The organism is Ruania suaedae, from assembly GCF_021049265.1.
Classification (GTDB): domain Bacteria; phylum Actinomycetota; class Actinomycetes; order Actinomycetales; family Beutenbergiaceae; genus Ruania; species Ruania suaedae.
Window position 1 is genome coordinate 2,119,441 of the sequence record NZ_CP088018.1, and the last position, 23,248, is coordinate 2,142,688.

A 23,248-nucleotide genomic window follows, 5' to 3' on the forward strand; every position below is an offset into this window, starting at 1 on the left:
CGGCGATCCCGGGGAGACTGGTGAGGTTTGCCTTGCCGAACTTAAACCCGCGCACGACCAATATGCAACTTACGAGGCGCGTATTTCTTCCCGACTGCCCTGCCCCTCCCCGACCGTTAGGCTCGGGCCAAGGCCCACGTCGCAGGAGGCAGCATGCAGCAGGTCAAGGCAGTGATCGCCCGGAGCAAGGGAGTTCCGGTCGAACTGGTCACCATCAACGTCCCCGACCCCGGCCCGGGCGAGGCCGTGGTGGCCATCCAGGCGTGTGGCGTGTGCCACACCGACCTGCACTATCGCGAGGGTGGGATCAATGACGAGTTCCCGTTCCTGCTCGGGCACGAGGCAGCCGGGGTGGTCGAGGCCGTCGGTGAGGATGTCACCTCCGTGGCTCCCGGGGACTTCGTGGTGCTGAACTGGCGCGCCGTGTGCGGGCAGTGCCGGGCCTGCACGCGCGGGCAGGCGCAGTACTGCTTCGCCACCCACAACGCGACGCAGAAGATGACCCTCGAGGACGGCACCGAGCTCAGCCCGGCGCTGGGGATCGGCGCGTTCGCCGAGAAGACCCTGGTGGCCGCCGGCCAGTGCACCAAGGTCGACCCCGAGGCCCGCGCCGCGGCGGTGGGCCTGCTGGGCTGCGGCGTGATGGCCGGGATCGGCGCCGCCATCAACACCGGTGCGGTCACCCGCGGGAAGTCGGTCGCCGTCATCGGCTGTGGTGGCGTGGGCGCGGCGGCTGTCGCCGGCTCCGCCCTGGCCGGCGCGAGCCCGATCATCGCCGTCGACATCGACGACAAGAAGCTCGAGAAGGCGCGAAGCCTCGGCGCCACCCACACCGTGAACTCCTCGGCGCAGGATCCGGTGGAGGCCATCAAGGCCATCTGCGGTGAGCGCTTCGAGGGCGCCGAGGGCGCGGACGTGGTGATCGAGGCGGTGGGCCGGCCCGAGACCTGGAAGCAGGCCTTCTACGCCCGCGACCTGGCCGGCACGGTCGTGCTGGTGGGCGTGCCCACCCCGGAGATGCAGGTGCCTGACATCCCGCTGCTGGACGTCTTCGGCCGCGGCGGTTCGCTGAAGTCGAGCTGGTACGGCGACTGCCTGCCCAGCCGCGACTTCCCGATGCTGGTCGATCTCTATCAGCAGGGCCGGCTCGATCTGGATGCCTTCGTCACCGAGGAGATCGGCATCGACGGTGTCGAGGCTGCGTTCGAGACGATGCACCACGGTGACGTGCTGCGTTCGGTGGTGGTGCTCTGATGGCGGCGCGCGTGGACCACGCCGTGACCAGCGGCACGTTCAGCCTCGACGGCGGCACCTTCGACGTGGACAACAACGTCTGGGTGGTCGGTGACGACACCGAGTGCGTGGTGATCGACGCCCCGCACTCGGTCGAGGACATCCTGGCCGTGGTCGGCGATCGCACGGTGACGGCCATCGTGTGCACCCACGCCCACGACGATCACGTCCGGGTGGCACCCGAGCTCGCCGAGCGCACCGGCGCCCCGATCTGGCTGCACGCCGACGACGAGCCGCTGTGGGAGCTCACCCACGCCTCGCACCGGTGGGACGACAACCTCGTCGACGGCCAAGAGATCACCGTGGCCGGGATCACGCTGCGGGTGCTGCACACCCCCGGTCACGCCCCGGGTGGCGTGTGCCTGCACGCCCCCGAGCTGGGCTGCGTGTTCACCGGGGACACCCTCTTCAACGGCGGCCCCGGAGCGACGGGCCGGTCCTATTCGGACCTGCCCACGCTCGAGGCCTCCATCCGGGCGAAGCTGTTCGCGCTCCCGGAGGAGACCGTCGTGCACACCGGTCACGGGGACGACACCACCATCGGCGCGGAGGCGGAGCAGCTCGGCAGGTGAGCTCCTCCCCCGGCCGACGGCGCAGCCTCCCCTGGCGCGTGATCGGCAGCTGGGCCCTGGGCCTGGCCGCCCTGGCGGCCTGCCTGCTGCTCGGTGAGCTGTTGGTCGCCGTCACCGGACTGCGCCTGCCCGGGACGGTGCTGGGCCTGGTGCTGGCGGTGGCCGGGCTCGCCCTCGCCCACCGGCGCCGCCACCCGGCGGTGCGGGTGCTGCGCGAGTCGGCCCTGACGGTGGCCCGGCCGGCGAACCGGCACCTGCAGCTGTTCTTCCTGCCGGCGGCGGTCGGGATCACCAGCAGCGTGGCGCGCGTGGCCGAGCAGCTGGTGCCGTTGATGCTGGCGCTGGTGGCGACGTTCCTCCTGGTGCTCGTGGTGATCGGGCACCTCGCGCAGCGGTTGCTGCGCCGGCCGGGCCAGGGCGCCCGGTGACGGGCCTCGCCTCGATGCTGGTATGGACGGCGAGCACCGTGCTCGCCTACCTGGGTGCGCTGTGGCTGTACCGGCGTTCAGGCCGTCACCCGGTGCTCTCCCCGGTGGTGACGGCCACGGTGGTGCTGACCCTGGCGCTGGAGGTGACCGGTACCGCCTACCCCGACTACCTGGCCGCGGTGGCACCCGTGACGATCGGGCTGGCCCTGGCGACCGTGGCGCTCGCGGTGCCGCTGCATACGGCGAGCGGCGCGCTGCTACCGCTCTGGCCCCGGCTGTTGCTGACCTTCCTCTGCGCGGCGGCGCTGGCGCTCGTGCTGGCGGCCCTGCCCCTCGTCGTCGCCGGGGCGCCCGAGGTGGTCAGGGCCTCGGCGCTGCCGCTGTCGGTGACCACACCGGTGACGGTGGAGATCTCCGCGCTCGTGGGTGGCGACCCGTCGCTGGCTGCCGGCCTGGCGATCTGTTCCGGGATCCTCGGTGCGGTGCTGGCGCCGCGGCTGCTGACTCTGGTCGGCGTACGCGACCCGCGGGCCCGCGGGATCGCCATCGGGGTGACCTCGCACGGGATCGGCACCTCCCGGGTGCTGCTGGACGAGCCGGAGACCGGGGCCTGGTCGAGTGCGGCGATGGTGGTGCACGCGCTGGTGATGACGGCGGCGGTGCCGGTGGTGGCGGGGGTGCTGTGAGCCCCGCTACCGCCAGCGGCCCACCGCACGCACCTGCCAGCCGCTCCCGGCCCAATCGAGCTGGACCTCGATCCGGTCCGTGCTGGCGGGGATCGGCTCGACGGTGCCGTCGAGATACGTCGTGGCCGCGTCGGTCCGCACCTCCAGATACACCGAGTAGCCGGGAGCGTCACCGGCCACCGTCTCCCCCACACTGAGCGGCTCGGCCGTGATCGCACCGCCGACCACGTAGCCATCCCGCTCGTGGGCTTCCACCGCGCCGGAACCCGTGGCGTGACAGAAGTCGCATCCGTCCCCGCTCACCGATTCCCACTCGGCCACGTCACCGGTGGCCTGGATATAGGGGATCATCTCCATGAAGTGCACGGCGGCGAGCGCTGCGCCATCGATGGTCTCCTCGTCCATCGAGTCCGGGCGTACCGGCGAGGGCGGAGCAGGGGGCGGGCTTGCCTCGTCATCGTCAATCGCCCAGGCGGAGCATCCCGCCAGGACCGCACTCGTCACGACCACGACGATGACCCTGAGCAGGCGCGCACCACGACCCATGACAGGAGCCTGGCAGGATCGGCCGCTCAGTGCAGACAGCCTGTGGACAACTGTCGGATCGCCTCAGGGCGCCGGCGGGCGGCAGATCAGTACCTCGGCGTCACCGGTCAGGGTCAACGTGCCTGCCGCGTGCGGGGCCAGCGCGGTCGCCCCGCGCCGCAGGGTGGTTCGTGCCCCCGAGGCGTCGGTGACCTCCACCTGCCCCTCGGTCACGATCACGACGGCGAAGCCCGCCTCCACCTGCACCTCGCCCTGGACGCGCTCGCGCCCGAGCCGGAAGAACGGGTCGGCGGCGTCCGGGAAGACCGAGGGCCCATAGCCGGCCGGTCGCACCAGCTCGGCCATCTCCTCCGGTGTGCGGGCCCGGCGCTCCATCGCCTGCAGCGCCACGTCGTAACCGAGGCCGAGGTGGCCGTCCCTGGGACCGTCGATCGGGTAGCCCTGCCACTCGAGCATGAGCGAGAAGTCCTCCGGCTCCTGCAGCTCCACCAGCAGCAGTCCGCCACCGATGGCGTGCAGCACCCCGGCCGGGACGAAGACCACATCCCCGGCCTCGACCTGGACCTCGTGCATCAGGCCGAGGATCTCCGCAGCGTCCTGGCGCTCCAGTACGCCCGCGAGTTCCTCGGCGCTCAGGTCCCGTTGCAGTCCCAGGTGCAGGCTTCCCCCGGTGAACAGGAACCATGCCTCGGTCTTGCCGTGGGGCGCTGCGAAGTGGGTCCGGGCGAACTCGCGATCGGGATGGGCGTGCACCGGAAGGCGCTGCCCCGCGTCCAGCAGCTTGACCAGCACCATGGCGTCGGCTCCGTAGCGTGCCACGTGCGCGGCCCCGAGCCACCAGTACGGCTCGGCCCCGATGGCCTCGCGCAGCATCCGCCCGTCCGGTAACCGGGTCAGCCCGACCGGGCCCTCGCCGTGGACACAGGTCATCGAACCCACCCAGTCCTCCGGCTCGTACTCCCCCACCGCCTGTTCGCCCCGCAGGTCCGCGAGCCGGCGACCGCCACGGTAGAAGCGCTCCGGCGGGCGATTGGCGGAAACCTCGATGATCACGCGTGGACTCCTTCGGTCTGTCGCTGCGCGGCGTAGGCCGCGAGCAGGCCGCCGACGAAGGTGTCGCCGAGGCCGATGGTGGTGGGGGTGGTGGTGTGTAGGTCCAGGGCCGGCACGCACGTGAGACCGGCACGCTCCAGCGCGGCCGCCACGACGGCGGCACGCGCCTGCACCGGGACCGTCGCCGTGCGCTCGTGGTTGGCCCGGGTGGCGCCGTCCCCGATGAGGTAGCGGGTGCCGGCGGCCACGACACCCGCGTGCAGCGCCGGGCGCAGCTCGGCGGCGCGAGGCCCGAGAGCGCCGGCCCAGTGCTGGGTGTGCACCACGAGGGTGCGCGCGCCGATCTGCCGGCGAGCGCTGCGCAGGGCCTGCTCGACGGCGGCGGCGTCGTGCAGGTCGACCCGGCGGCCGAGGTGCCCGAACAGCTCGTCCTCGTTCATGCTGATGACGTCGGCGATGCCGGCCATCTGCGTGAGCACCTGCCTGCCCAGGGCCGGCACGTGCTGGCCGGCATCCTCGAACAGGACGAGTGCGCCGTCGGGCATGGCGGCGGCCACCGCCGCGATGCGGCGGAGCCGGTCGGTGACCAGGTCCGGGTCCTGCATGGTGTTCAGGCCCGTCACCAGCAGCACCTGCAGCGTGGGTGCCACCTCGTCGATGGCGTCGCTGAGCACCAGGTCCCGGTTGGGCGGGTCGTTGACGTAGATGAGCCGGTTGGCGCGCGGGGCGGTGACGTCGAGGCGATCGGTGCGCACGCGGGCGCCGTCGGGGAACTGCACGATCAGGTGCGGATCGAGCGAGTCGGGGCCGGCGCTGCTCAGGCAGTGCAGGCCAGCCGGAAGCAGCTCGCGCATGACCGGGTTGGTGCTGACCAGGTGCACCATCGCCGGCACCCCCAGGGTCTGCATCACCAGGCCGGCGCGGATCCCGGTGCCGCCGAGGGTCCAGCGGTGGTCGAAGCTCGCCGGGAAGGTCTCCAGCACGGATCGATCGGCCACGTACCGCTCGCCGCCCTCCCCGGCCCGGGCGAAGGCCAGGATCGAGATCAGCAGGGTGCGCTCGTCGGTGATCTCGGTGGCGGTGTCGAGCTCGCCCGAGGCGATGCCGTGCTCAGCGGCCAGGCGCGTGAGCACGGCATCGTCCCAGGTGATCTCCACGTCGACGTTGCCGCCGAAGCCGAGCAGGACCTCAGGTGTCATCAGACCCGTACCTGCACGCCGGTGATCGCCGCCACGCTCGAGGCCTGACCGTCGGCGCCGAACAGCCGGATCTTGTGCGCGGCGACCACCTTCATGGCCTCGATGCAGCGAGGCTGGATCGCGTTGGGTTCGCGCACCTTGGGGTCGGCCAGCACGGCGCGCATCTCGTCGTGATAGGCCACCTTGATGTCGCTGGAGATGTTGATCTTGTTGATGCCCAGCTTGGCGGCTTGGCCGATCTCGGCATCGGGGTTGCCCGAGCCACCGTGCAGCACCAGTGGGATCTGGACCGCCGCCTTGATGTCGCGCAGCAGGTCGATCTTGAGCTCGGGGGTGAACTCCGGCGGGAACAGCCCGTGGGAGGTGCCGATCGCGACGGCGAGGCTGTCCACTCCGGTCTGGCGCACGAACTCCACGGCCTCGTCGGGGGTGGTGTAGATGATCTCGCTGGCGCCGCTCTCTCCGTAGCTGTCCGCGGCACCGATGGTGCCCAGCTCAGCCTCCACGCTCACGCCGACGGCGTGCGCCGCCTCGACCACGCGGCGGGTGATCCGCACATTCTCCTCGAAGGAGTCCATCGAGCGATCGATCATCACCGAGGTGAAGCCGGCCTGCATGGCGGTGAGCATCTGCTCGTAGCTGGCGCCGTGGTCCCAGTGGATCGCCACCGGGATGCTGGAGCGGTGGGCACGTGCGCGGATGGCGGTGACGGCGTCGACCCCGAAGTGGGCGAGCTCGTCGGGGTGGATGGCCACGATCAGCGGGGCCTGCTCGGCCTCGCAGATCTCCATGATCCCGTTGAACATCGCATAGTCGCTGATGTTGAACGCCGGAACGGCATAGCTCCCCTCGTGGGCGGCGGTCAGCAGGGCGTTTCCGTTGGTGAGCACACTTTCTCCTTGTGGTGGTGGTGGTTGCGTCAGTTCTTGACCGCGCCCGAGGTCAGGCCGCTCATGAAATACCGCTGGAAGAACAGGAACAGGGCCAGTACGGGAATGGAGCCGAGAATGCTCATCGCCATGATCTCGTTCCACTCGTAGGAGTGCTGGCCCATCAGCAGCTGCAGGCCGATCGGAACGGTGCGCATCGATTCGCTGCTGGTGAGGGTGAGGGCGAAGAGGTATTCGTTCCAGGCGATCATGAAGGTGTAGACGCCGACAGAGACGATCCCGGGCACCGAGACGGGGACCAGTACTCGCCACAGCGCCGTCATCGAGCTACCGCCGTCGACGCGCACGGCTTCGTCCAGCTCCCGCGGAAGTGAGTTCATGTAGCTGGTCATCATGATGATCGCGTACGGGAGCGTGAAGAGCATGTAGGTGAAGATCAGTCCCGGATAGGTGTCGTACATCTTCAGCGCCACGATGATTCCGAAATAGGGAATCAGCACGGTGATCGGCGGTACCGCCTGCACGCTGATGATGAGCAGCTTGAGCGGGTGCTTCATGCGGAATGCGAACCGGCTGAATGCGTAGGCGGCGTGGATCGCCACGATCAGCGTCAGGATGGTCACGCAGATGGCCACCACGTAGCTGTTGGTGAAGAATCGCAGCCGGCTCGGGTCCCCGAGAATGGCGAGATAAGCATCGAAGCTGAAGGATTCGGTGAGCAACCGGGGCGGGAGCTCGAAGATCTCCTGGTTGGACTTGAACGAGCTGGAGAGCATCCACAGCACGGGCAGTCCGGCGAACGCGGCCCCGGCGAGCAGGCCGAGCCAGACCAGGATCCGGCCCGGGATGTCCCGTGAGGGTGTGCGGGTGGGCTTGGCGGTGGTGAGCGGGGTCATGACTCCCTCGCCTTCTCGTGCCGCACGTAGAAGAACGCGAGCACCATGGACACGAGCAGCACGAGGACGGCGCTGGCCGAGGCGAGGCCGAACTCGTAGTCGTCGAAGGCCAGCTTGTAGGTGTAGGTGGAGAGCATCTCGGTGGAGCTCAGCGGCCCGCCGCCGGTGGTCATCCAGATCAGCGCGAACTGCTGTGCCGAGGTCCAGATCATGTCCAGCAGCAGGAGGCTCACGATGATCTGCCGCAGTTGCGGGAGCGTGACGTGCAGGAACTGCTGCACGGGGGAGGCGCCGTCGACCCGGGCCGCCTCGTAGAGCTCACCCGGGATCCCCTGCAGGCCGGCCAGCAGGCTGACCATGAAGAACGGGTAGCCGGCCCAGATGTTGATCACGGTGACCGTGCCGAGCGCCAGCCGCGGATCGGCCAGCCACTCCACGTTCGTGGAGAGCAGATAGTTGATCACGCCGCTGGGCGCCAGCAGCATCCGCCACAGCACCGCGATCACCGCCACGGTGAACAGCCACGGCATCACGTAGATCGCGCGCAGCACCGCGCGGCTGGTGACCGAGACGCGCTTGCTGTTGAGCAGCATCGCGAAGGTGAGGCCGAGGATCATGTGGGCGAGCACGCTGACCACGGTGAAGACCACCGTGTTGCGCAGGGCGATGTGGAACGTCGGGTCGGTGGCGATCTGGATCAGGTTGGCGGCGCCGACGAACTCCGGATCCGGGTTGGTGACCACGTTGTCCATGAACGCGTAACCGATCACCAGCACGATCGGCAGCACCATCAGCACGGCGAGCAGGATCAGCGTGGGCGAGAGGAACGCGAGTGGTTCGAGTGCGCGGCCCACGTGGCCGCGTCGCCGCGCCCGTGGCGCCGAGCCTGGCGACGGCGGAGGGTCGCCCTGGCCGTCGGGCCTCGCCCGCGAGGCGGATTCAGATGCGAGGGGTGTGGTCATGATGGTCCCTTCCCCGGCCCGCCGCCGGAGCGGCGGGCCGGGTACGGAGTGCCTCCTAGAACTCGTCGGACCAGGCGGCCTGGGTCTGCTCGAGCGTCGCCTCGACGCTCTGGTCGCCGTTGAGGCCGGCCTGCAGCTGCTCGGCGAAGCCGCGCATCAGCTGTTCGGCGGAGGGCAGCCCGGAGAACTCGTTGGTCGGCGTGGTGTTCTGGTAGATCTCGAAGGCGTCGGCCATCAGCGGGTCGTCCTCGACGAAGTCCGGCACCGCCTCGGTGTTCCCGGGGAAGCCGTTGGCGATGGTGGCCAGGTCGCCGTTGGTCTCGGTCTCCATCAGGTACTCGATCAACGCCCAGGCCTCCTCCGGGTGCTCGCTGCTCTCCGAGACGCCGATGCCCCACGAGGCATAGGTCAGACCGGACTCGCCGGAGTAGCCCTCCTCGGTCGGGATGGCCGAGACGCTGAAGCTCAGGTCCGGGTTGGTCTCCTGCAGCAGGTTGATGTGCGCGAGGGAGGAGATCATCATGCCGACGCGGCCGTTCGTGAACTCCTCGACCTTGTCCTGCTCCTTCATCGTGAACGAGCCCGGGGCCACCGCGCCGGCGTCCCACAGTTCCTGGACGTACTCCACGCCTGCGGTCATCTCCGGGTTGGTCAGGTCGGGCTGGCCGTCGGCGAGCATCGACCCGCCGGAGGACCAGACCCACGGCATCACGTCGTTGAGGATGCCGTTGGGCTGCTCCAGCGAGAGCGGCAGCGCCCACCCGCTGGTGTCGCCGCCGAGGTCGGAGATCGCGACGGCTGCGTCGAGGAACTCCTGCCGGGTGGTGGGCGGGGCGTCCACGCCGGCCTCGGCGAGCAGCTCGTCGTTGGTGAACATCGGGTAGATGAAGTTCACCACCGGGATCATGTAGGTGGCGCCGTCGACCTGCACCTGGCTGGAGAGCTGGCTGTCGTCGTAGTCCTGCTCCCCCATCAGGGCGGTCAGGTCGGCGATGGCTCCCTGGTTGGCGAAGTCGTTCACCCAGACGGCGTCCAGGCCCATGACGTCGGGCATCGTGCCGGAGGCCGAGCCCGCGAAGAGCTGCTCCTGGGTGGAGGCGTAGGGCGCCGAGACGAGCTCGACACTGACGCCGGGGTTCTCCTCCTCGAAGCCGTCGATGATCTCGGCGAACGCGCCGTCCGGGAGCTCGGGCTCCCACCACTGGGCGAACTGGATGGTCACGTCACCGTCGGACTCAGCGTCTCCGGCTCCGCTGCAGCCCGCGGCTGCGACGAGACTCAGTGCGGCCACCCCGGCTGTGCCGGCAAGCCGCCGTGTGCGTCGAGCGCCCATGCTCATGTCGTACTCCTGTCGTCTTCGATCAGTGCACTCCGATGGAGCCTGCAACCCTGTGCGTCTCCATGCTGTTTTGTGCTGTGTTCTGCGAGATTAACGAGCGATCTGCGTGTCGTCAAGCCTCGACCTGGCCGCACGTTCGCCTGCTTGTGCCGCTTTCTGCACGATCTGGCCCGCGTGTGCTACCAATAGGTGCATGTCGACCGCAGGCGCTGATACCCAGGACCGTTCCCGGCACCTCCCTGCGCACCGGCGTGGAGCGTTGGCGGACTACGTCGCCGAGCGCGGTCAGGTGGCCGTGGCCGACCTGGCCGAGCGGTTCGCGGTCTCCATCGACACGATCCGCCGCGACCTGGATCAGCTGGATGCCGACGGGTTGCTGATCCGCACCCACGGGGGTGCGGTGAGCAAGTCCGCGGCTCCGGTGGGAGATCGCAAGCTCGACATGCGGCTGCACCTGCACACCGAGCAGAAGGAACAGATCGGTGCCTTGGCTGCCCGGCTCGTGCAGGACGACTCGGTGATCATGCTCAACGGTGGCACCACCACGCTGGCGGTGATGCGGCACCTGCGGGATCGGCGCGGGCTGACGATCGCGACCAACAATCTGCGTATTCCGGCCGAGTTGCCACCCGGGATGGAGTGCGAGCTCTACGTCTTCGGTGGGCACGTGCGCACCGTCGCGCAGACGACCACGGGTGCAGTCTCCTTCGGTGTGACGAATCGTCCGGACGAGATCACCGTGAGGGCGGACATCGCCATCGTGGGGGTCGGTGCGGTGGCGACGTCGGGCTTCTCGACGAGCAACGTCGGTGATGCGGCGATGATGGCCGAGATGATGGACCACTCCGAGCAGGTCGCCGTGGTGGCCGACTCCTCGAAGTTCTCACGCCACCTGTTCGCGCAGATCGCCTCGCTGGACCGCGCGACCTATCTGGTCAGCGATGCCGCTCCCCCGCCCCCCATCGCCGCGAGCCTGAAGGAGGCCGGGGTCTCGCTGATCACGCCCTGAGCAGCGTGGCCCACCGACCCAGCGTCGCCTCGCCGACCCAGGCTCGCCCCTCCGACCCAGAATCGCCCCTCCGACCCAGGCTCGCCCCTCTGACCCACCTTCCAGGCGAGGACCGGACTTCCACTTTCCCTCGATGCATGGAACCTGTGTCGGAAGGGGTTGGGTGCCGGGTGGGCGGGGCGGTCCGGACGGTGCGGGCATGTACCGGGCTTGGGACCGGGAGATCCGGCTGGTCACTCATGCCGTTCCCACCGTCCAGCGCTGCCAGCGCCGGGAACCTGAAGGAGGCCGGGCTCTCGCTGATCACGCCCTGAACTCCCAGAGTGGCGGGGCCCCGCCGACCCAGGATCGCCCCTCTGACCCACCTTCCAGGCGAGGACCGGACTTCGGGGCTCCCGCGATGCCTGGAACGTGGGTCGGAGGGGCGGGCGCCCGGCGGATGGGGCTATCCGACCGGGGCGGGCACCAGTCGGGTGCGGATCTCCTCCACGCTGAAGGGGTCGGAGACGCTGGTGGTCTGTGCGGTGCCCGCGATCGGGATCCAGGGGCCCTGAGCGGCAACCTGGAACTCCCCCACCCAGGTGGTGGTCAGCGCGACCGAGACCTCCTCGGCAGCTGCTGCGTAGATGTGGGAGACGGTGTGATCGGGATAGGGCAACCCCGGATCGGTGGTGACAAGCGGGTCCGAACCGTCGCCGAAGTCCCAGGCGAACTCCACCGGCGTGGCCCGGACCGCGACGTCGAAGCCGAGCACCTGGGTGCTCAGGACCTGCGGATCACCGGAGGTGTAGGCGATCGTGTCGATGTTGACGGCGGTCCACGAGCGGTTCTCCGGCTGGATCTGGACCCCGCCCGGGACCAACGGCAGTTCCGCGAAGTCGGATGCGGAGACGGTGATGATCACCGGTGCCGGCTCGTCCGGAGCGTCCTCAGCTTCGTCGTCCTCGGCGGGTTCCTCGTCGCCGGGGCGGTCGTCGCACGGGACCAAGCCAGCGACCGGGGCCACGTCGTCGGTCACGACGCACATGCCGTCGGGGCCATCGATTGTCACGGGGACGCCGACACTTACCGAAGGCACGGCCCACCCGTTGTAGCTAGTGCTCGACGGAACGTTCTCCTGCACTGCCTGTTCCCGAACGTGGGTCTCCTTGGCCCACTGGAGAAAGCCACCCTCTGCCGCGTCCGCACCGAAGGAGGTGCCATCGTCGCCACCGCTCGGGTCGTCGCCACCCGGCGCCGCGAGCATCAGCACCACACCTGCGGCTGCCAGCAGGCTCATGAGGCTGCCTCGCCCACCTGGACTCCCATGACGGACCATTGTTGTCGGTTCCAGGCCATCGTGAGACTGAAGTCCGGGCGATCGTCGGCTTCGAAGCTAGCGTTAGATCCGTCGCTCTGAAGGTGGCGCGACTCCGCAGTTCTCACTCCGAGTGTCACGCTGTAGAGGCCGTCATAGGGCCCACCACCATCGCTCGAGTAGACCTCCACCTCGCCACCCTCGGCATACCCACCGTCCGCATGAAGCTCCGTTGCCCGGTCTCTCACATTGGTGCAGAAACCACACCCCTCGTCGCTGAGAGCGTCCCACTCCTCCAGGTCGCCGCTGGCATACACGTACGGATACAACTCAACGAAGTACTCCGCCGCCGCGATCGCCCCCTCGACCGTCTCCTCCTCCATCTCCGCGGGCCGCTCGGGAGGGTCCACCTCATGCACCTCGGCCGTCGGCTCCTCACTGGGCTCCTGCGAGGGGGAGGCACTCGTGGTGGTGGGCTCCGCCGTCGGGCTGGGCTCATCCTCGGGGGGCGTGCACGCCCCCAGCATGAGAACGCACCCGACCAGCGCCCCGACCGACCACGCGCTCCCCCGAGAAGTCATGCGCTTGAGACTGCCATAACCGGCCTCGCCGCGGAAGGCGCCTGTGGATATCTCAGTCCGCGGGGCGAATCGGCGCCGTCTCCGGTGCGCGCAGCCACGGCAGCGTCGCCGCGAGCGCCACTACGCCGGTCACGGCGAACGCCCATCCGAAGCCCGCCTGGTCGGCCACCACCCCGATGAGGATCGGCCCGAGAATCGCTCCCGAATCCTGCGACATCTGGAACGCGGCGAGCACCTTGCTGCCGCTGCGCTCATTGCCCACCACATCCGCCAGCGACGCCTGCTGGGCGGGATTGAGCAGCCCGGCCCCCACCCCGGAGAACACCGACACCGCGATCAAGGCGGGCAGCGACGTCGCCACGCCCATCACCCCGATCCCGACCGCCGTGACCACGAGGCCCATCAGCACCACGGGCCGCCGTCCGGCCCGGTCGGCCCACCGGCCCGAGAACTGCAACGCGCCGGCCGTGCCCACCGAGGCGCTCGCCAACGCAGCGCCCGCCACCCACGTGGTGTCATGCACGGCCACCGCGAGCTGGGGCAGCACGGCCACCCGCACCCCGAAGTTGCACCAGCCGTTCGCGAAGCCCGAGGCCAGCGCCGCCCGGAAGGTGCGGTCGGCCCACGCCTCGGAGACCCGCATCGCCGGCCGCTGGGGATCATCCGGCGCCGGCCGCATCCGGGCACCGCGCAGCCGGACCGCCACGATCGCGGCCGCGGCGAACAGGAAGATCGCATAGACCACGAACGGCACCCGCAGGCCCAGTTCGGCGAGCAACCCACCGAGCACCGGGCCCAGCATCCCGCCCAGCAGGAACGCCGTCGCGTAGGCCGAGGAGCACCGTCCGCGGATCTCCGGCGGCGCGAGCCGCACCACCAGCGCCATCGCCGAGACGGTGAACATCGTCGAGCCGATCCCACCGACCCCACGCAGGATCAACAGCTGCACGTAGGACTGGGCGAACGCCGTCGCCAGCGAGCTCAGCGCCACGATCACGAGTCCGGCCAGGTAGATCGGCCGCTCCCCCAGGCGCGCCACCAGCGCGCCGCCGGCAGGCGCGAACACCAGCCGGAAGAAGGCGAAGGCACTCACCACCACCGAGGCGGCGGCCACCCCGACGTCGAAGGAGCGTGCGTAGGCGGGCAGCACCGGGGAGACGAGACCGAACCCGATGGCGATCACGAACGCCGCTGCCACCAGCACCTTGATCTCGGTAGGGATGGGTGGCCGGGTCACAACGATCGAGTCTAAGCAGCCCTCGAGGGCGCCGCTGACCGTCGTCGGTGGGTGCGCCGCCCGGGTGCTGATTCGGCCGGCGTCGGTACAGTGACCTCACGGATCATCTGCACATGGGGGTGCACAGACATGAACGCGATCGTGCTGCTCATCGTCGGTCTGGCCATCTTCGCCGGTGGCTACTTCGTCTACGGGCGCTACCTGAGCAGACGCGTGCTGCAGCTCGACCAGGGGTTTCGCACCCCGGCCCACACCTGGCGCGACGGCGTGGACTTCATGCCCACCAACAAGCTCGTGCTGTGGGGCCACCATTTCACCTCGGTGGCCGGTGCCGCACCGATCGTGGGGCCGGCGATCGCGGTGATCTGGGGGTGGCTGCCGGCGTTCTGCTGGGTCACCATCGGCACCGTCTTCTTCGCCGGCATGCACGATCTGGGCTCGCTGTGGGCCTCGGCCCGCAACGACGGGAAATCGATGGGATCGCTCTCCGAGCGCTACATCGGACGCCGCGGGGCCAATCTCTTCCTGATCGTGATCTTCCTGCTGCTGCTGATGGTGATCGCCGCCTTCGCCGTGGTCATCAAGGACCTGCTGATCTCCACCCCCACCGCTGTGATCCCGGCGTGGGGCGCGATCCCGGTGGCGTTGCTGGTCGGGGTGGCGATCTACCGGATGAAGTGGAACCTCGTCGCCGTCACGGTCGGCGGTGTGCTGGCCCTGTACTCCCTCATCCTGCTCGGCGACCGCTTCCCGGTGGTGCTGCCCGAGCAGATCCTGGGCCTGACCCCCGAGACCTTCTGGATCCTCGCGCTGTTCCTCTACGCCGGCATCGCCTCCCTGCTCCCGGTGTGGGTGCTGCTACAGCCGCGCGACTACATCAACGGGGTGCAGTTGTTCGTCGGGCTCGGCATCCTGTTCACCGCCGTGCTGCTCGGCGCGCCCCAGCTGGTGGCCCCGGCCTGGAACTCCGCGGTGCCCGAGGGCACGCCCAGCCTGGTGCCGCTGCTGTTCGTGACCATCGCGTGCGGTGCCATCTCCGGATTCCACGGCATGGTCTCCTCCGGCACCACCTCCAAGCAGCTCGACACCGAGCCCGACGCACGGTTCGTGGGCTACTTCGGCGCCGTCGGTGAGGGCATGCTCGCCCTCGGCGCGATCATCGCCACCACGGCCGGGTTCCAGAGCCTGGCCCAGTGGGAGGAGGTGTACACGGCATTCAACGAGGGCGGCGTCGCGGCCTTCGTGCAGGGCGGCGGCAACCTCGTCAATGCCGGTCTGGGCCTGCCGGTCTCCCTGAGCGCAACGGTGCTGGCCACCATGGCCGTGCTGTTCGCGGCCACCACGATGGACACCGGCGTGCGGCTGCTGCGGTTCGTGATCCAGGAGGTCGGCGAGGTGGCCGGGGTGAAGGTGAACAACGTCCTCGGCACCGTCCTCGTGGTGGTGATCGCCGTGGCCCTCGTCTTCAGCCAGGGCGCCGACGGCTCCGGTGGCCTGACGATCTGGCCGCTGTTCGGCACCACCAATCAGCTGCTCGCCGCCCTGACACTGTCCATCGTCGCCATCATGCTGATGCGCCGGCGGAGCAACCCCTGGCCCGCGCTGGTCCCGCTGGCGATCGTGTTCGTGATGGCGTTCTACGCCGCCGCCGTGCAGGTGGGCACGTTCGTCACCGACGGCAACTGGCTGCTGCTGGGCCTGGACCTGGTCATCATCGTGGCCACGCTGCTGGTGGGGCTCGAGGCGGCGCTCGGGATGCGCCGGGCTCGCCGCGACCCTCCCGACGACGCAGCTCACCCGGGTGAGTCCGCCTCGGCCGAGACGGACTCCCGGCGGCGATAGGCCGACAGCGCCCGCACGACAAGACCGACGTCGATCCCGATCACTAGCGTTCGCACGGGGTTTCCACACCTGGCTCTCCGATCACCAGCATGACATCGCGATCACGACGGTCTCGATCGCCGAACTGCTCCACGGTGCCCAGCGGCTACCTCCCGGACGCCGCCGCAGCGGCCTCTTGGCCGCGATCGAGCACCTCGTCATCTCAGCCGGGAGCCGGGTCTACGACTTCGACGCGGCCGCAGCGAGCGCCTACGCGGCGTTGCGGACCGAGGGCGAGCGACGCGGCCGGCCAGGGACCACCGAGGACCTGATGATCGCCGGCATCTGTCAAGCACGGGGAGCCACGCTCGCCACGCGCAACGTGCGCGACCTCGCCGGATCCGGTCTCGACCTGCTCGACCCCTGGCAGCAGGAGCACTGACGCCGCTCGCCATCACCGCGCGAGTTCCGGGCGCGGGCCGAACCGCTCGTGGACCTCGGCGTTCAGGCGACCGTCCGCGCTCAGGTGGGCTCCGCCGTCGTCGGCCACCTGCTGAGCGCCGACGTAGACGGCGCGCAGGTTGCGCAACGTCATCGAGAGCACGTAGGAGGCCAGCGGATCGTGCAGCGGGCCCACGTCGGGGCGGCGGGGGTCGACCACGAGCAGATCGGCGCGCTTGCCCATCTCGAGGCTGCCGACCTGGTCGGCCACGCCGATGATCTCGGCGGCGCCGAGGGCCTGCATCCGCAGCACGTCGGCGGCCGCAGCGCGGTGGTGCCAGTGGCAGCGCGGGACTGGTACAGGCCCCACCCGCATGTTCTGCCAGGCGTCGCTGACGTCGGAGCAGGCATGGTCGTCCAGACCGAGCCCGAGGCGCACGCCCCGATCCCGGAGGCCGATCACATCGGCGGCGCCGGAGGCCAGGCGGCCGTTGGCCACCGGCTGCCGCGAGACGACGCAGCCCGCCTCGGCGCAGGCGTCCACGATCTCCTCGCTCGGGTGGACGAAGTGCCCGACGATCATCCGCTCACCGCGCGCCCCGGCGCGCACGTACCAGTCGAACTTCTCCCGCTGGGCGGCCAGCTGTTCGTCGGTCTCGAGCAGGTGCGCCTGGTTCACCAGGCCGAAGGTGCGCATCGCCTCGGCCTCGGTGACGGCGAGGGTCTCGTCCACCGCCCACTGCGCTACCCCGCAGATGGCGGCGTCGAGCAGGTAGTCCCGGTCGCCTGCGCGCACGTAGGAGACGGCGTCGCTGAGCCTACGAGGCACGGTCGGCGAAACGCAGGTGTTACCTGATGGTCATACCGCGGCATCGACGCCTCCATAGCCTCGGTCTGACCACTGACCAGGAGGACCCGCCATGGCTGAGATGCCCACCGTCAAGGACACCCGCGAGCTGACCGCCTACCGGATCACCGCCGAGGACACGGTGGTGCTGTGCCCGCTCACCGGCCCGGTGGACGGCTCCCCCACCAGCGTGTTCTTCGAGGTGTGGGATCCCCTGGGGGTCCAGTCGGACAACTCCCACCCGGCCTCGGTGGAGATCTTCTTCATCGTGCAGGGCGAGGGGCTCGCACAGTCGGACGAGCACCGCGTGTCCGTCTCAGCCGGGGACGTGCTGGTGCTGCCGGCCACGTCGGTGCACCACATCCAGAACACCTCGGCCACCGAGCGGCTGTATGCGGTGACGATCATGTGCCACGACCTCGGCTCCCAGCCGCAGGATTCCCCCATGTCCGGCTTCTACGAGTTGGTCACCGCCGGTGTGCCGGTGGAGCTGGACGCCCAGGCGCGGGAGGTCTTCCACCGCAACGCCGGCCGGATCGCCTCGTTCGCGGCCGCCCACTGAGGAGCGCTGACCGGGGCGACACGAATGCGTGGGGTGCGGGGCCATAGCGCCGCAGACTGACGCAGCCGTGTCGATGGCGACAGGGCCGCTGTCCGGCTGCCCGTAAGGTCATGCCATGCGACACGCGCAACTCCTGACGGCGGTACTCGCCGGCCTGCTCGCGCTCGCCGGGTGCACCGGCACCACCGAGCAGCAGGAGACCGGCCCGGTGCGGGTCGAGTACGGGTCGGCGCCGGAGCAATTCGGCGACCTGAGCGTGCCCGAGGGTGCGGCGCCGGACGAGCCCCGCCCCGCCGTCGTACTCATCCATGGCGGCTTCTGGCAGGACGCCTACGAGCTGGGCCTGATGGAACCGCTGGCCGCGGACCTGGCGGGGCGCGGGTACGTGGTGTGGAACATCGAGTACCGCAAGGTCGGCGAACCGGGCGGTGGATACCCGGGCACGATGGAGGACGTCGCCGCCGCGGTCGACCACCTGGCCGTACTGGCCGAGGAGCACCCGATCGACCTGGAGCAAGTCGCCGTGGTGGGTCACTCGGCCGGTGGCCACCTGAGCCTGTGGTCCGGCACCCGCGAGGACCCGGCGGTGCAGCCGGCGCTCGTGGTCGGGCAGGCGCCGGTGGCCGATCTGGCGGCCGCGGCCGGCGCGGACCTGGGCGGGACCGCCGTCACCGATTTCATGGGCGCCGCCCCGAACCAGGACCCGGAAGCGTATGCGGCGGCCTCCCCCGCACAGCGGCTCCCCGGCAACGCCCCGCAGCTGATCGTGCAGGGCGGTGTGGACACGATCGTTCCGCCCGCCTACGTGGCCGGGTACGTCGAGCAGGCCCAGGAGGCCGGTGCCGAGATCGAGTACGTGGTGAGCGAGAGCGCCGACCACTTCGCGGTGATCTCCCCCGAGCACGCATCGTGGGATGCGGTAGTCGAGCGGCTGCCCTCGGTGGAGTGAGGCTCAGCGCCACCCGTCCTGACGTCCGATCGAGCCGGTGACGTCGCGCCGGTAGCGCCCGGGCGAGCGGCCCATCTGCTTCTTGAACGCGGCCCCCATGTACTCGGCGTGGCGGAAGTCCAGGCGCTCCGCAATCCGGGGGAGGGTCCAGTCGGTGGTGGTGAGCAGTTCGGCCACCCGGTTCATCCGCACGCGCAGGATCTCAGCGTGCACCGTGCGGCCCACTTGCTTGACGAACCGCAGGTCCAGCGCCCGGCGGGACAGGCCCACCTCGCGCAGCACCTGCGGCACGGTGATGTTGATGTCAGCGCGGTCGCGCACGTACCGCAGCGCGTGGGCCACGAGCTCGTCGTCGACCGAGAGCAGGTCCGAGGACTGGCGGGCCACCACCCGCACCGGCGGGATCAGCCGCAGGCCGGGCTCCACGGGTTCGCCGGCCATCATCCGGTCCAGCAGCTCCGCGGCCAGGTAGCCGGTGCGGCGGGTGTCCGGCTCGATGCTCGACAATGCCGGGGAGGACAGGGTGCCGAGCAGCTCGTCGTTGTCCACGCCGACCACGGCGACCTCGTCGGGAACGGCCAGATCGGCTACCTTGCACGCCTCCAGCACCTCGTGGCCGGCGATGTCGTAGCAGGCGAGCACGCCCACGGGTTTGGGTAGGTCCATCAGCCAGCCGGCGAGCCTGTCCCGGTCGGCGGCGCGGGTTCCGGTGGGGCGCATCGTGAACTCGTGCGCGGGCGAGCCGTGCCGGTCGGCGTGCTCGGCGAATCCGCTTCCCCGCTTGACCGACCAGCCGTACCGCGGGTCCCCGCAGAAGGCGTAGTTGGTGATGCCGCGCTCGGCGAAGTGCTCCACCGCCCAGCGTGCGATGTGGTCGTCGTCGGTCTCGGCCCCGGGCAGCTCGGGTAACAGCCGGCCCGCGCTCAGATCCACCGTGGGCAGCCCGAGCCGTCGGATGAAGGCGGCCGTCTCCGGGTTCTCGATCCGGGCCAGCACCCCGTGCCCGTGCCAGCCCTCGAGCCAGGAGAAGTCGGTGTCGAGCCGGGAGTGCTCGACCAGGTACAGCGACCAGTCCCGATGGGCGGCGACGTACTCGTGCACGCCGCGTAGCAGCCCTCGCGCGTAGGCGTTGGAGGTCTCCACGAGGAGCGCGACGTGAGTGGAACGGACGTCATCGACCATGTAAGAATTCTACGTATCCATGCGCAATCACGCATGGTCTTCCCATGCACGGCTGCATAGCGTGGACGTCAGGAGGTCAACGATGACAAACACGATCCGTGTAGCACTTGCAGGGCTCGGCTTCGGAGCCGAATTCATCCCCATCTACCAGGCGCACCCCGACGCCGAGCTAGTCGCCGTGTGCCAGCGCTCCGAAGGGGCGCTGACCACGACGGCCGACCGGTTCGACATCCCGGGCCGGTACACGAGCTTCGATGCGATGCTCGCCAACCCGGACATCGACGCCGTCCACATCAACACCCCGATCCCCGATCACGCGGCCCAGTCGATCGCAGCTCTGCGGGCCGGCAAGCACGTGGCGTGCACGGTGCCGATGGCCACCACGGTCGAGGAGTGCCGGGCGATCGTCCGCGCCGCGCAGGAGAGCGGGCGCAACTACATGATGATGGAGACGGTCGTCTACTCCCGCGAGTTCCTCTACGCCAAGCAGCTGGTCGAGGAGGGCACGATCGGGCGCATCCAGTTCATGCGCGGCGCGCACCACCAGGAGATGGCCGGTTGGCCCGGCTACTGGGAGGGCCTGCCGCCCATGCACTACGCCACGCACGCCGTCAGCCCGATCCTCGCGCTCACCGGCACGCTGGTCGACAGCGTGGTCTGCCAGGGGTCGGGGCGCATCTCCCCCGAACTGACGGCGAAGTACGGCTCCCCGTTCGCCGTCGAGTCGGCCCTGCTGACCCTGCGCGACTCCCCCGTGGCCGCCGAGGTGGCCCGGTCGCTGTTCGAGACCGCACGTGAGTACGTCGAGAGCTTCACCGTCTTCGGCGAGAAGGCCACGTTCGAGTGGGAGCAGACCCAGGGTTCGGGCCACGTGCTGCACGTCGGCGAGGACCCACGACCGGTCGAGATCCCCGACTTCGCCCACCTGCTGCCGGCCGAGATCGCCCCCTTCACCACCCACGGGGTCTACGACGCCGAGACCAACCAGCACCTGTCCTTCACCCAGGGCGCCGGCCACGGGGGCTCCCACCCCCACCTCGCGCACGAGTTCCTGCGCAGCATCGTCGAGGAGCGACCCAGCGCCATCGACGCCCCGACCGCCGCGAACTGGACCTCGGTCGGCATCTGCGCGCACGAGTCGGCCATGGCCGACGGCGCCCGGGTGCAGCTCCCCGACTTCGCCAAGGTTCCCGCATGAGCACCAGGCCAGGAAGTCACGACGACGGCCCTCGCCTCGCGATCGCCACGATCTGTTTCGACGGGTTCGGGGACGAGAACTTCGAGCCCACCTTCGCTCATGCGCCCGAGATCGGGGTCAGCGAGATCGAGTTCAACGCCTGGTACCCGCGCACGCTCACACCGGCGGGCCTGGACTCGATGCTCGATCGCTGCGAGCAGACCGGCCTGCGCCCGGCCACGCTGCAGGTCTCCCCGATCGCCCCCGGCCCGGACAGCGCCGACCTCACCCGTGAGGTCTCGCGCTGGCTGTGGCTGATGGCGGCCGCAGATCGGCTGGGCGTGACGATGATCAAGGCCACCGGCTCGGGCCGGGACACCCGCGGCGGGCTCGCCGGCGTGATCGACCTGATGCGCGAGATCGTCCCGATCGCCGCCGAACGTGGGCTGGTGATCGCCGCGGAGAACCATTTCGGCAACGTGCTCGAGCATCCCCAGGACTATGACGAGCTGTTCGCGGCCGTGGACTCCCCCGCGCTGGGGATGTGCCTGGACACCGGGCACTTGGTCGCCTCCGGGCACGACCCGGCCGCGATCGCCGAACGCTACGCCGGCAAGCTCATCCATCTCGACCTCAAGGACTGCGCCGCCCCGGACGGGCACAGCGCGAACTTCGTCCGCTTCGGCGACGGCGTCGTCGACTTCGACGCCACCCTCTCCACCGCCATCGACGGCGGATACACCGGGTATCTCGTGATCGAGCTGCCCCTCATCGACCGCTCGACGATGGCGGCCGATCTTCGGGCGGGAGCCGAGCTGGCCTCCCGTCACATCCCCTCCCCCCACCCCCTCAACAGAAAGTAGGGAACTGCCATGTCGCACGTTGGCAACGAAGCCACCGGCCGGAACCGTCGCATGCGTCTACCTGTCGCAGCCGCGAGCGTCGGGGCCCTGGCCCTGCTCGCCGCCTGCAGCGGCGGAGACGACGATGCCCCCTCCAGTGACGAGGTCCCCTCCGAGGGACCGATCGCGATCACCTGGTACGGCTCGGACGCGCGCAACGCCGCCGTCCAAGAGGTGATCGACAACTGGTCCTCGGAGAACACCGACGTGGACATCACGTCACAACCGACGACATTCGACTCCTACTGGGACCGCGTCTCGGTGCAGGCGGCAGCCGACAACATCGCCTGCGTGGCCGCGATGCAGTCGCGCTACCAGGCACGGTATGAGGAGCGGGACAGCCTGCTCCCGCTGGACGGCCTCATCGAGGACGGCACCATCGACGTCTCGGGCATCCCCGAGGCGGTCCTGGAGAGCAACCGCAACGACGACGGCAACCTCTACGTGATCCCCTACGGGATCTGGTTCGAGGGTGCCACCCTGAACGTGCCCCGGATGGAGGAGTTCGGCGTCACCCCGCCCGACGCCGACGGCTCGTGGACCGACTACGTGGACTGGGCGATCGAGGCGCAGGACAGCTTCCCCGACGACGCCTGGGCGATCGCCGACCGTGGCGACCAGATCACCCAGTTCCAGGCCTACGCGATGGGTGAGGGCGAGGACCTCTACGGCGACGGTGAGGTCGGCTTCTCCCAGGAGACCCTGACCAGCTGGTTCGAGCTGTGGACCCGGGCGGTGGACGAAGGCGCGGCACCGCCGCCGGAGGTCAACGCCGAGTACGCCGGGGTGCCGACCTCGCAGTCGCTGATGGCTGAGGGCCGCATCATGGTCGGCAGCACCGGTGACAACAACATCTCCGACATCCAGATCGCTCTGGACCAGAACGAGCTGGGCACGATCTCGATCGTGCGCTCCCCCACCGACGGCGTGCCGCAGGTGGTGGGCGCGAACGGCTGGTCCATCGCCGCCAACTGCGAGAACGTGGCCGACTCGGCGTCCTTCATCGACTACTTCATCAACACTCCGGAGAATGCCCTCATCCTCGAGACCCAGACGGGTCTGCCGCCGGTCACCTCGGTGCTGGAAGGGATGCAGGAGAACCCGGACGTGTCGCAGGCCATCAAGGACCGCATCACGCTCTACTTCGACCTGCTTGACCAGGGCGCCACGGTCGACATCTGGCCCGACGGCACCCAGACTCTCGTGAGCCAGATCGCCACCAACTACGAAGAGGTCGCGTTCGGGCAGACGAGCCCGGAGGACGCCGCTGCCAGCTTCATCGAACAGGCCAACGCGGCCTTGTCCGGGTTCTGATCCAGAACCTCACCACACTGGGTTCTCAGTGACGGGTGGGGCCCGCTCCGGCGGGCTCCACCTGC

Annotated in this window: 24 protein-coding genes; 12 read left to right on the forward strand and 12 right to left on the reverse strand. The window is 69.6% G+C overall.

Annotated elements, in window-relative coordinates; translation table 11 throughout:
* Nucleotides 1-153 precede the first annotated feature (153 nt).
* Genes LQF12_RS09795 through LQF12_RS09810 form a run of 4 tightly spaced genes read left to right on the forward strand, consistent with a single transcriptional unit; the run spans nucleotide 154 to nucleotide 2,979 of the window.
* Nucleotides 154-1,254, forward strand: a complete 1,101-nt coding sequence (locus LQF12_RS09795) for an S-(hydroxymethyl)mycothiol dehydrogenase (RefSeq protein WP_231052750.1) — start codon at nucleotides 154-156, stop codon at nucleotides 1,252-1,254.
* Nucleotides 1,254-1,865: an MBL fold metallo-hydrolase gene (locus LQF12_RS09800; protein WP_231052751.1), complete on the forward strand. Its 612-nt coding sequence runs from the start codon at nucleotides 1,254-1,256 to the stop codon at nucleotides 1,863-1,865. Before LQF12_RS09795 ends, LQF12_RS09800 begins: the two co-directional genes overlap by 1 nt.
* Complete coding sequence (locus LQF12_RS09805) at nucleotides 1,862-2,293, forward strand: CidA/LrgA family protein (RefSeq protein ID WP_231052752.1); 432 nt, start codon at nucleotides 1,862-1,864, stop codon at nucleotides 2,291-2,293. The genes LQF12_RS09800 and LQF12_RS09805 overlap by 4 nt, the downstream gene beginning before the upstream one ends.
* Nucleotides 2,290-2,979, forward strand: coding sequence for an LrgB family protein (locus LQF12_RS09810; RefSeq protein ID WP_231052753.1), 690 nt, complete (start codon nucleotides 2,290-2,292; stop codon nucleotides 2,977-2,979). The genes LQF12_RS09805 and LQF12_RS09810 overlap by 4 nt, the downstream gene beginning before the upstream one ends.
* Before the next feature lie 6 nt (nucleotides 2,980-2,985).
* Here LQF12_RS09810 and LQF12_RS09815 read toward each other — a convergent pair whose 3' ends face one another.
* The 7 genes from LQF12_RS09815 to LQF12_RS09845 all read right to left on the reverse strand — a co-directional run bounded on the left by LQF12_RS09815 (nucleotide 2,986) and on the right by LQF12_RS09845 (nucleotide 9,864).
* Nucleotides 2,986-3,525, reverse strand: coding sequence for a DUF6318 family protein (locus LQF12_RS09815; RefSeq protein ID WP_231052754.1), 540 nt, complete (start codon nucleotides 3,523-3,525; stop codon nucleotides 2,986-2,988).
* A gap of 63 nt (nucleotides 3,526-3,588) precedes the next feature.
* Complete coding sequence (locus tag LQF12_RS09820; protein ID WP_231052755.1) at nucleotides 3,589-4,578, reverse strand: class I mannose-6-phosphate isomerase; 990 nt, start codon at nucleotides 4,576-4,578, stop codon at nucleotides 3,589-3,591.
* On the reverse strand, nucleotides 4,575-5,777 hold the full coding sequence (locus LQF12_RS09825; protein WP_231052756.1) for an ADP-dependent glucokinase/phosphofructokinase: 1,203 nt from the start codon (nucleotides 5,775-5,777) through the stop codon (nucleotides 4,575-4,577). The genes LQF12_RS09820 and LQF12_RS09825 overlap by 4 nt, the downstream gene beginning before the upstream one ends.
* The gene (locus tag LQF12_RS09830; RefSeq protein WP_231052757.1) at nucleotides 5,777-6,667 is read right to left on the reverse strand and encodes a ketose-bisphosphate aldolase; all 891 of its coding nucleotides are present in this window, start codon (nucleotides 6,665-6,667) and stop codon (nucleotides 5,777-5,779) included. Before LQF12_RS09830 ends, LQF12_RS09825 begins: the two co-directional genes overlap by 1 nt.
* Before the next feature lie 29 nt (nucleotides 6,668-6,696).
* The gene (locus LQF12_RS09835; protein WP_231052758.1) at nucleotides 6,697-7,563 is read right to left on the reverse strand and encodes a carbohydrate ABC transporter permease; all 867 of its coding nucleotides are present in this window, start codon (nucleotides 7,561-7,563) and stop codon (nucleotides 6,697-6,699) included.
* Nucleotides 7,560-8,417, reverse strand: a complete 858-nt coding sequence (locus LQF12_RS09840; protein WP_231052759.1) for a carbohydrate ABC transporter permease — start codon at nucleotides 8,415-8,417, stop codon at nucleotides 7,560-7,562. The genes LQF12_RS09835 and LQF12_RS09840 overlap by 4 nt, the downstream gene beginning before the upstream one ends.
* A gap of 163 nt (nucleotides 8,418-8,580) precedes the next feature.
* Nucleotides 8,581-9,864, reverse strand: coding sequence for an ABC transporter substrate-binding protein (locus LQF12_RS09845; protein ID WP_231052760.1), 1,284 nt, complete (start codon nucleotides 9,862-9,864; stop codon nucleotides 8,581-8,583).
* 193 nt (nucleotides 9,865-10,057) lie between these two features.
* Here LQF12_RS09845 and LQF12_RS09850 point away from each other — a divergent pair, with 193 nt between their 5' ends.
* On the forward strand, nucleotides 10,058-10,873 hold the full coding sequence (locus LQF12_RS09850; protein WP_231052761.1) for a DeoR/GlpR family DNA-binding transcription regulator: 816 nt from the start codon (nucleotides 10,058-10,060) through the stop codon (nucleotides 10,871-10,873).
* 445 nt (nucleotides 10,874-11,318) lie between these two features.
* Here LQF12_RS09850 and LQF12_RS09855 read toward each other — a convergent pair whose 3' ends face one another.
* The 3 genes from LQF12_RS09855 to LQF12_RS09870 all read right to left on the reverse strand — a co-directional run bounded on the left by LQF12_RS09855 (nucleotide 11,319) and on the right by LQF12_RS09870 (nucleotide 13,988).
* A complete protein-coding gene (locus tag LQF12_RS09855; RefSeq protein ID WP_231052762.1) occupies nucleotides 11,319-12,152 on the reverse strand; it encodes a PKD domain-containing protein in 834 nt (277 codons plus the stop codon).
* The gene (locus LQF12_RS09860; RefSeq protein ID WP_290370680.1) at nucleotides 12,149-12,580 is read right to left on the reverse strand and encodes a DUF6318 family protein; all 432 of its coding nucleotides are present in this window, start codon (nucleotides 12,578-12,580) and stop codon (nucleotides 12,149-12,151) included. The genes LQF12_RS09855 and LQF12_RS09860 overlap by 4 nt, the downstream gene beginning before the upstream one ends.
* A gap of 223 nt (nucleotides 12,581-12,803) precedes the next feature.
* A complete protein-coding gene (locus tag LQF12_RS09870) occupies nucleotides 12,804-13,988 on the reverse strand; it encodes an MFS transporter (RefSeq protein ID WP_231052763.1) in 1,185 nt (394 codons plus the stop codon).
* 129 nt (nucleotides 13,989-14,117) lie between these two features.
* Here LQF12_RS09870 and LQF12_RS09875 point away from each other — a divergent pair, with 129 nt between their 5' ends.
* Nucleotides 14,118-15,830, forward strand: a complete 1,713-nt coding sequence (locus tag LQF12_RS09875; protein ID WP_231052764.1) for a carbon starvation CstA family protein — start codon at nucleotides 14,118-14,120, stop codon at nucleotides 15,828-15,830.
* Nucleotides 15,790-16,251 (forward strand): PIN domain-containing protein, encoded by a 462-nt coding sequence (locus tag LQF12_RS16495; RefSeq protein ID WP_354004668.1) that lies wholly within the window; start codon nucleotides 15,790-15,792, stop codon nucleotides 16,249-16,251. Before LQF12_RS09875 ends, LQF12_RS16495 begins: the two co-directional genes overlap by 41 nt.
* Before the next feature lie 12 nt (nucleotides 16,252-16,263).
* Here the strand turns inward: LQF12_RS16495 and LQF12_RS09885 are convergent, their stop codons facing one another.
* Nucleotides 16,264-17,079, reverse strand: a complete 816-nt coding sequence (locus tag LQF12_RS09885) for an amidohydrolase family protein (protein ID WP_231052766.1) — start codon at nucleotides 17,077-17,079, stop codon at nucleotides 16,264-16,266.
* Nucleotides 17,080-17,170: 91 nt separating this feature from the next.
* Between LQF12_RS09885 and LQF12_RS09890 the strand changes: the two genes are divergently transcribed.
* Together LQF12_RS09890 and LQF12_RS09895 are read left to right on the forward strand one after the other, a co-directional pair.
* A complete protein-coding gene (locus LQF12_RS09890) occupies nucleotides 17,171-17,659 on the forward strand; it encodes a cupin domain-containing protein (protein WP_231052767.1) in 489 nt (162 codons plus the stop codon).
* Between the two features lie 115 nt (nucleotides 17,660-17,774).
* Entirely contained in the window at nucleotides 17,775-18,608 is an 834-nt protein-coding gene (locus LQF12_RS09895) for an alpha/beta hydrolase (protein ID WP_231052768.1), read from the forward strand.
* A 3-nt stretch (nucleotides 18,609-18,611) separates the two neighbouring features.
* On the opposite strand, the gene LQF12_RS09900 is transcribed toward LQF12_RS09895, so the two are convergent.
* Entirely contained in the window at nucleotides 18,612-19,790 is a 1,179-nt protein-coding gene (locus tag LQF12_RS09900; RefSeq protein WP_231052769.1) for a XylR family transcriptional regulator, read from the reverse strand.
* Nucleotides 19,791-19,872: 82 nt separating this feature from the next.
* Between LQF12_RS09900 and LQF12_RS09905 the strand changes: the two genes are divergently transcribed.
* Genes LQF12_RS09905 through LQF12_RS09915 form a run of 3 tightly spaced genes read left to right on the forward strand, consistent with a single transcriptional unit; the run spans nucleotide 19,873 to nucleotide 23,183 of the window.
* Nucleotides 19,873-20,988 (forward strand): Gfo/Idh/MocA family protein, encoded by a 1,116-nt coding sequence (locus LQF12_RS09905; RefSeq protein WP_231052770.1) that lies wholly within the window; start codon nucleotides 19,873-19,875, stop codon nucleotides 20,986-20,988.
* Nucleotides 20,985-21,830 carry a sugar phosphate isomerase/epimerase family protein gene (locus LQF12_RS09910; RefSeq protein WP_231052771.1) on the forward strand — a complete coding sequence of 282 codons (846 nt, stop codon included), beginning with the start codon at nucleotides 20,985-20,987 and terminating at the stop codon, nucleotides 21,828-21,830. Before LQF12_RS09905 ends, LQF12_RS09910 begins: the two co-directional genes overlap by 4 nt.
* 51 nt (nucleotides 21,831-21,881) lie before the next feature.
* Complete coding sequence (locus LQF12_RS09915) at nucleotides 21,882-23,183, forward strand: ABC transporter substrate-binding protein (protein ID WP_231052772.1); 1,302 nt, start codon at nucleotides 21,882-21,884, stop codon at nucleotides 23,181-23,183.
* Nucleotides 23,184-23,248 lie beyond the last annotated feature (65 nt).